This is a genomic window from Psychrobacter sp. PSP (assembly GCF_024085615.1).
Taxonomy (GTDB): Bacteria; Pseudomonadota; Gammaproteobacteria; order Pseudomonadales; family Moraxellaceae; genus Psychrobacter; species Psychrobacter pacificensis.
In genome coordinates, this window is sequence record NZ_JABLTF010000014.1 from 83,064 (window position 1) to 90,694 (window position 7,631).

6 protein-coding genes and 1 pseudogene are annotated in these 7,631 nt (G+C 43.7%); 6 read left to right on the forward strand and 1 reads right to left on the reverse strand.

Annotated elements, in window-relative coordinates:
* Positions 1-86 precede the first annotated feature (86 nt).
* The 6 genes and pseudogenes from HL061_RS03880 (at position 87) to HL061_RS03905 (ending at position 7,410) form a co-directional block, all read left to right on the forward strand.
* Positions 87-1,577 (forward strand): dihydrolipoyl dehydrogenase, encoded by a 1,491-nt coding sequence (locus tag HL061_RS03880; protein ID WP_071001905.1) that lies wholly within the window; start codon positions 87-89, stop codon positions 1,575-1,577.
* 147 nt (positions 1,578-1,724) lie between these two features.
* Positions 1,725-2,909, forward strand: coding sequence for a mechanosensitive ion channel family protein (locus HL061_RS03885; RefSeq protein ID WP_227517180.1), 1,185 nt, complete (start codon positions 1,725-1,727; stop codon positions 2,907-2,909).
* Between the two features lie 242 nt (positions 2,910-3,151).
* A complete protein-coding gene (rlmKL, locus tag HL061_RS03890; protein WP_071001907.1) occupies positions 3,152-5,446 on the forward strand; it encodes a bifunctional 23S rRNA (guanine(2069)-N(7))-methyltransferase RlmK/23S rRNA (guanine(2445)-N(2))-methyltransferase RlmL in 2,295 nt (764 codons plus the stop codon).
* Between the two features lie 259 nt (positions 5,447-5,705).
* A pseudogene (locus HL061_RS03895) lies at positions 5,706-5,891 on the forward strand (TerD family protein); the annotation flags it as partial.
* A 449-nt stretch (positions 5,892-6,340) separates the two neighbouring features.
* Positions 6,341-6,910, forward strand: a complete 570-nt coding sequence (locus HL061_RS03900) for a PepSY domain-containing protein (RefSeq protein ID WP_025651480.1) — start codon at positions 6,341-6,343, stop codon at positions 6,908-6,910.
* Positions 6,911-7,059: 149 nt separating this feature from the next.
* Positions 7,060-7,410 (forward strand): response regulator, encoded by a 351-nt coding sequence (locus tag HL061_RS03905; protein WP_240366451.1) that lies wholly within the window; start codon positions 7,060-7,062, stop codon positions 7,408-7,410.
* Between the two features lie 36 nt (positions 7,411-7,446).
* Here HL061_RS03905 and HL061_RS03910 read toward each other — a convergent pair.
* Positions 7,447-7,631, reverse strand: a 185-nt coding sequence (locus tag HL061_RS03910; protein WP_252962542.1) for a transposase, incomplete at its 5' end; no start/stop codon positions are given.

Genomic DNA, 7,631 nt, shown 5'->3' on the forward strand with positions numbered 1-7,631 from the left:
CGCAAAAACGATAAAACGCGCGAATATAAGGCTCTGAGTCACCGGTCAACACATACGCTTATAATCCCTTCTTACTAGAGAATCATATGAATAAACAGTCTGGTACTACTACTGATAAGGCACCGCAAAAAATCACGCGCAACGTCTCTGTTGCCGTTATCGGTGCAGGCACGGCTGGTCAAAATGCCTTTCGCCAAGCAAGTAAAACTAAAGACGATGTCGTCATTATCAACGAAGGGTTTTGGACCACTACCTGTGTCGCTGTCGGCTGTATGCCTAGCAAACTGCTGATTGCAGCCGCTGATCGTGCACATGATACCAATCATTCGGCTGAGTTTGGGGTTCATGCAACTGCGCAAATAGATGGCAAGCAAGTGATGCAGCGCGTGCGTGATGAGCGCAGTCATTTTGCAAGCTACATAAAAAAACAAGTAGATAGCTGGCCTGATCACAAAAAAATCGATGGGCGTGCTCATATCAATGAGCAAGGGTTAATCGAGGTTAATGATGAGCTCATTGCCGCAGAGCAAATCATTGTGGCAACTGGCAGCTCACCTTTTATACCTGACGGTTGGGCTGACAAACTGGGTGACACGATGCTCACCTCTGATAACGTGTTTGAGCTTACAGACTTACCCAACTCTATGGCCGTCGTCGGTGCTGGCGCCATTGGTCTAGAACTTGCACAAGCATTTACGCGCTTGGGCGTAGAGGTTACGCTACTCAACCGAGTCAAACAAGTTGCTGGTCTCAAGGATAATGACATCAACCAAAAAGCCATCGAGTGCTTAAGTCATGAGCTTACCATGCACTTGGGAAGCAAGATTACTGATGTGGGTCAAAAAGTAAATAAAGACACTCAAACTGCGTTTATTGAATATGAAGACAGTGCTGGTGAGTCAAGACAATGGCAAGGCGACTGTGTCTTGGTCGCGACTGGTCGCCGCAACAACATCAAGCAGTTGGGTGTCGAACACTTAGGCGTTGAGCTTGATGACAAAAACCGCCCGAAAAACTTGAGTAAAAAAACAGGGCAAATTGGCGATTCAGATATCTATATCGTTGGAGACGCCAATGCTCACATTCCTCTACTGCATGTAGCGAGTGATGAGGGCTATAGTGCTGGCAACATGGTCTGTGAAAATACCGAAGATGCTTATATTCGCCCGCCCGCCACCCCATTTTCTATCGTATTTTGTTCACCGCAAATCGTCAATGTCGGAATGTCTCTACCCGAGATTCAAGAAGACCCTGAGCTGGAATTTGTGATTGGTCGCGTCAGTTTTGACAACCAAGGGCGCAGCCGTGTGATGGGCGTTAATTGTGGTCTGCTACATATCTATGCCTGCAAAAAAACCGACAGAATATTAGGCGCGAGCATGGTGGGCCCTGATGCTGAGTATATCGGTCATATATTAGCCACAGCGATTACCAATGACTTGAGCATTAAAGAGATGCTTGACACGCCTTTTTATCATCCTACGATATTAGAAGGACTGCGTACAGCACTCCGTGATGTGCAGGACAAAATGGAGATACCCTATCAATCTCAAGACGCGCAAGAAGACAATTTTTAATTTACAGTTAGGCCTTGCTCTAAAAAATAGAGTTAGGCTTAGTCATCACTCATGCTATATTTGATTGACTAGACAACTTGAGGTGACGCTTAACCAGACACCTTATTTATCAAACCTTGTATAAACACACCCTGCATGGACGAAAAAATGCCAATCGCTAGTGTTACCGACTTTTTTAAAGAAATCATTCGTGACCTGCATACTAGCCTCTACCTTGCGCTTGGCGGCTCTATCGATGAAGAGACACTCAACTGGTCTTCTCAAGCAGTAGAGCTTGCTAGCACTGGCATAAAGATCCTAATACTGCTTGCGGTATTGGGATTTTTTTATTGGTTGGCCAATTATATTCTTAGACAAAGTAAAACTAAGATTCGCTTAAACGATCGCCGTACCAAGATTGCCCGCTCAACGCTACGTTACGTTTGGATTGTCGCCAGTCTGATAGCGATCATGAGTCAAATAAATTTTGAACCAGAAACCATCAAGGCGACAGCAAAAGCAAGTACGTGGGCTGGTATCTACTACGTACTGTGGGCGTCGTCTGGTCAGATTATTCATAAAGTCCTACAGCATTATGGACTCAATGCCTCGATAGAGCAGCTGCTCAAAAATATCTTGTCGGTGCTCCTATTGGTACTTGGGCTTGCCAGCGTGATGGCACAATTTGGTTTTGATATCGTATCGTTAGTTGCAGGTTTGGGTATTGTCGGCTTAGCTGTCGGTTTCGCTGCTCAATCGACGCTTGCCAACTTTATCGCCGGTATCACTATTTTGCTGGAGCAGTCGTTTCAAGTTGGGGACTGGATTCATATCAATGATAATGAGGGACGCGTGGTGCTTATTGCCTTGCGCACTACCCATATCCTAACTCGAGACAATATTACTGTTATTATTCCAAACTCTAATGTCGCCTCCTCAGAAGTGATTAACTTAACCTCCAAAAACTTTATACGTTTTGATATTCGCGTGCGTATTGCCTTCGAAAATGATATTGAGCTTGCACGCAAAGAGATTTTGCAAGTACTCAGCAATACCGATGCAGTACTCAATCGTCCTGAGACCTCAGCGACCGTGGCCGAAATCGGAGAGTATGGCGTATTTTTTATCGTGCGTTTTTGGGTCAAGCCAGCAGCCGTGGCACGTATACCCAAAATCAAAGAAGTGCTACAAGAAGAGATAAAAATTGCCTTTGATGCGGCCAATATCTCAACGCCTTATCCACATATGCGCCTGCTCATGCCAAAAGACGTCGACTACCCTATCGCGACTAAACCTTTTGCAACCACCACTCAAGTTGTATCAGGAAAGGGATCATTGGCAAAGAATGAGTAGCTGACTTATGTTCATGTATTTAGTAGACTTCTTGCATAAGTCATCGTCAGCCCTTGTAACTCCGTCAGTGGAAGTCAATGAACTGGTACTTTTGCAAGAGATCTAGTTATCGCACCTTAAACCTATCGCACCTTAAACATAGCCACTTTGAACCATCCTACCGTGAATTATGGTAAAATTACTGGTTAAAACATCTATTTTATTATTTGCCTCTTTTGTCAATTTAGCCCACAGGTACCCGTATGACCGAACAAACCGCAGCTGCACCCTCTTCCACATTGTCGCTTGATCTTATCATTACTTGTGCCGATGGGCTTGAGGCACCGCTGCAGACTGAGCTGACAAGTTTCGGTATTGATAGCGAAATCAAGAGTACTGGTCGTCTTGCCGTCACGGGTGATTTACGCGACTTGTATACCATCTGCCTTTGGTCACGTGTGGCTTCGCGGGTATTGATGCTCATCAAACGCAAAAACATCAATGCAGAATACGATATTGCAGAGCAGCTATATGGTTTGGCAAAATCCGTCAATTGGACTGAGCAGTTTAGCTTAGAGCAAACCTTTGCCATCCGTCTGTCTGTCGATAAGCGCGTTGCCGTCAGCCAGCAGTTTGCCATGTTACGGGTCAAAGACGCCATTGCGGACACCTTCAACGAAGTGTACGACAGCCGTCCGAATGTCGATAGCAAAAACCCAGATTTTTCTATCTTTGCGACCGTCAATGACAAACAGGCCGAGCTGTATTTAGATTTATCAGGGACCAGTTTGCATCGCCGTGGTTATCGCGTGGCTATGACAGAAGCCCCATTAAAAGAAAACTTGGCAGCTGCCCTACTCTATAGCGCTGGTTGGCACAAGAAAAACGAAGCAGGCGATGCACCTTACTATAATGCGTTAATAGACCCAATGTGTGGCTCTGGTACCTTCCTTATCGAAGCTCTACTCATGCACTGTGATTATGCTGTAGGTATCGACAAAGCGGCCAATCAATTTGGCTTCTATGAGTGGCAGCATCATGACGAGACGCTATGGCAGGAGATGATTGAGGATGCACAGACACGTTTTCGCGAAGCATTAGAGATTGCCAATGAGCAACCAGATACGCTGCCGCTTGTGTTGGGTTTTGATGCTGATAATGGCGCGATTATCGCAACCGAAAAAAACCTCATCGCGGCAGGACTTCAAGATTTGCTTCCGCTACTAGACATCGAACAGCGTGCGCTTGATCAACTTGGTAGCGCCCTAAAACCGCTCGTGGATGACGGTCGCTTGAGTAATCCTTTAATCATTACCAACCCGCCTTATGGTGAGCGTTTGGGTGATGAAGAAATGATTAAGCCACTGTATCAAGCCATTGGCCTGATTATACAAGACAGCTTCGCTGGCAGCGGTATCGATCCAATGCTTGGCATATTGGCCGCTCGTGTCGAGCAAGTAGATATCCTACCGATTAAAGAACCAAAAACGTTACGCTGTCATAATGGCGCGATCACCGTCTATTTCCGCTACGGAACGCTTATCGCTGGACAGACAGGCAATCTTGTCAGCCGTTTTGAAAAGCGTGAGATCGACGTAGAAGACGGACAAGACTTTATTAATCGTCTACAAAAAAATCTAAGCAAACTCAAAAAACTGGCCAAAAAAGACAATGTCAGTAACATTCGTGTCTACGATGCCGACTTGCCTGACTTTAAGGTTGCTATCGATTTATACGGCGATTATGCCCACGTGCAAGAGTATGCACCGCCTAAGACTATTCCACCTGAAACAGCCAAAAAACGCTTTAATCTCGCACTGATGGGTATCCGTGAAGTGTTTGATATTAACCGTGAGCAAATCTTTATCAAAACGCGTGCCCGTCAGTCTGGCAATGATCAGTATAGTAAACAGAGCACCACAGAAAAACGCGGCAAGTTTCATGTCGCCCGCGAAGATGGGGCGTATTTTTATGTCAACTTTACCGACTATCTCGATACGGGGCTTTTCATTGATCACCGTAATATGCGCGCACGGATCAAAAGCAACAGCCACGGCAAATCTGTACTTAACCTGTTTGCTTATACTTGTACCGCCAGTGTGCATGCAGCGCTTGCTGGTGCCAAAAAAGTCACGAGCGTTGATTTGTCACAGAACTACCTAGATTGGGGCAAACAAAACTTTGCCTTGAACGGTCTAGACGTCAGCCGCAATAAATATCAGTTCGTTGCTGCCGATATTTTTGAGTGGATCAAGGACAATACCGAGCAGTTTGATATTATCTTTATTGATCCACCGACGTTCTCAAACTCGAAGAAGTTCCAAGGCACCTTTGATGTGCAGCGTGATCATGCAGCTCTGATCAATCGGGCCATGAACCGCTTAACCTCTGATGGCGTCTTGTATTTTTCTAATAACTTCACTCGCTTTGAGCTAGATGAGCAGTTAGTCGAGCGCTACGATATTATTCATATCACCCAAAAGACGATCGGCTTTGATTTTAATATCAAAAAACCTATTCATCAAAGCTTTGAGATTCGTCATCGTCAGAGTCTATAGATAAGCATTTATGAGTGAGCAATGCTGCTATACTGGCAAATGCCATGAACAAGGTAGCTATAATGAGTAACGTAACTGCCTGAAACTTAAGTTTTTTGCCCAATGTATATAAAATATAACCATGACCCAATCGGCTTTGATTGGGTCATTTTTTGTTGTTATGATAGAGCATTACTAGGCGATGGATTTGCGCAGTGATAGCGTAAGCATCGCCTTTTATGTCATTAAATCTCTAACGTCTAATAATAAGGATAACACTATGGCTCTATCACTTAACAAAGGCGGTAACTTATCGCTAACGAAAACTGATCCAAATTTGACCAAGCTACTAATCGGTCTAGGCTGGGATGAGCGCGCCACCTCTGGTGCTGAGTTCGATCTTGATGCCAGCGTATTTTTGCTAAATGGTGCAGGTAAAGTGCGCGGCGACCATGATTTTATCTTCCTTAGATTAACACATGAAGTGCAATACCAAATGCAAGGTGAAAAAAAGACCTAGATGCGCTAGCATCAAAGTTTTTATCCACCGACCAAAGTGAGATTGCAACCATGAGCTATACACATCTAAGCCTGATAATGAAATACAGGACATTGAGAACAAACTAAACAACAGACCAAGAAAACGATTAGGGTTTAAAACGCCTATGCAGGCGTTCTATAATATTAATTAGCGTTGCACTTGGTGTGTTAATCTAAGTAATAAAATATTACTCTGTATAAGGATTATCGAAAGAGCAACAGCATTATAGCCCAAAAATATGAGTAGCTAACTGAACGCTTATTCTACGCTAAGCTTCTTCTATGTCTTGTTTTGTATGATGGACTCATATCGACACTTCTGACAACTTTGATAATGAGTCGTCAGACATGAACCTTAAATACGGAGTAAACACGATGAAAAAACTATCAACCCTAAGCAAATCCCTACTTATTGCTCTTAGCGTTCTAGGTATTGGTACTCTCGCTGTTGCCTCAGGTCAAATACCTGCTATTTCAGGCGCAAAGACGAGTGACGCAGTCGCGATAGCACAGAGTAAAATCAGTCTAGAGCAAGCCGTCGCTATTGCACAAAAAACAGTCAAAGGAGACTTAATTAGCGCTGAGTTTGACCAAAACGATTATATGGCAAGTGGCGAGTATGAAATCAAGCTTATCAATGATGGAGTGGAGCATGAAGTAAAAATTGACGCCAGTAGCGGCAAAGTTCTAAAATCTAAGCAGGAAAAAATAGATCAAGACGACTTAGCAGAATATAACGCTATGAGGCAAGCCCAAATAACCCTAACCCAAGCCATGCAAAAAGCAACGCAAAGTGTTGGTGGCAAAATTACTGAAGCAGAGTTTGATTTTGATAACGGTATACCCGCTTATGAGATTGAAATAGCTAAAGGGATGGACATAAATAAACTGATAATCGATAGCATGAATGGTCAGGTTGTCAGCAGTCAGTTAGATGATGATTAATATTTTAAAACTTGGTTGAATATAGCTTAACAACGGCTCTACTCTGTACACTAGTATCGATTAGAGCTTTTTAGTTTGAGGACGCTATAAAAAGTGTCACTATAGATAAATATTTTTTAATCCTACTAGTCACATAATAAGGATATCCCATGCGCGTATTGGTAGTCGAAGATGACTTGATGATTGGCGAGAGTCTGAGCGAAGCCTTGCAAGATGAGGCTTATACGGTTGATTGGGTCAAAGACGGTCGTCAAGCCATACTGACATTAAGGGTGCAACCTTATGACATCATCTTATTAGACTTAGGTCTTCCAGAAGTTGATGGCATGGGCGTGTTGACTGCTATTCGCGATGCCAAGATTGAAACACCAGTGTTGATACTCACCGCGCGTGATCAATTAAAAGATAGAATTGCAGGCTTAGACTCAGGGGCTGATGATTATGTCGTCAAGCCTTTTGAGTTAGGAGAAGTCTTTGCACGCATGAGAGTACTTATGTAAATACCCCATTCTTAACACAACATCATCGTAGAATTATTAAGCCACCTGCCTGTACTCAGCAGGTGTCATATCATTAAGTGAATCATGGGGTCTTTCGTTGTTATAAACCTTGATCCAGTCTTCAGTCAGCATATTGACCTCGTTTAAATTGTTGAAAAGGTAGCAATCTAAAACCTCATTGCGATAACTGCGATTAAACCGTTCAATATAAGCGTTCTGAT

What these genes read in the sequence shown, in the direction of transcription:
- rlmKL (WP_071001907.1), top strand. Translation starts at nt 3,152, where the DNA reads ATGACCGAACAAACCGCAGCTGCACCCTCTTCCACATTGTCGCTTGAT.
- HL061_RS03885 (WP_227517180.1), top strand. Translation starts at nt 1,725, where the DNA reads ATGCCAATCGCTAGTGTTACCGACTTTTTTAAAGAAATCATTCGTGAC.
- HL061_RS03900 (WP_025651480.1), top strand. Translation starts at nt 6,341, where the DNA reads ATGAAAAAACTATCAACCCTAAGCAAATCCCTACTTATTGCTCTTAGC.
- HL061_RS03905 (WP_240366451.1), top strand. Translation starts at nt 7,060, where the DNA reads ATGCGCGTATTGGTAGTCGAAGATGACTTGATGATTGGCGAGAGTCTG.
- HL061_RS03880 (WP_071001905.1), top strand. Translation starts at nt 87, where the DNA reads ATGAATAAACAGTCTGGTACTACTACTGATAAGGCACCGCAAAAAATC.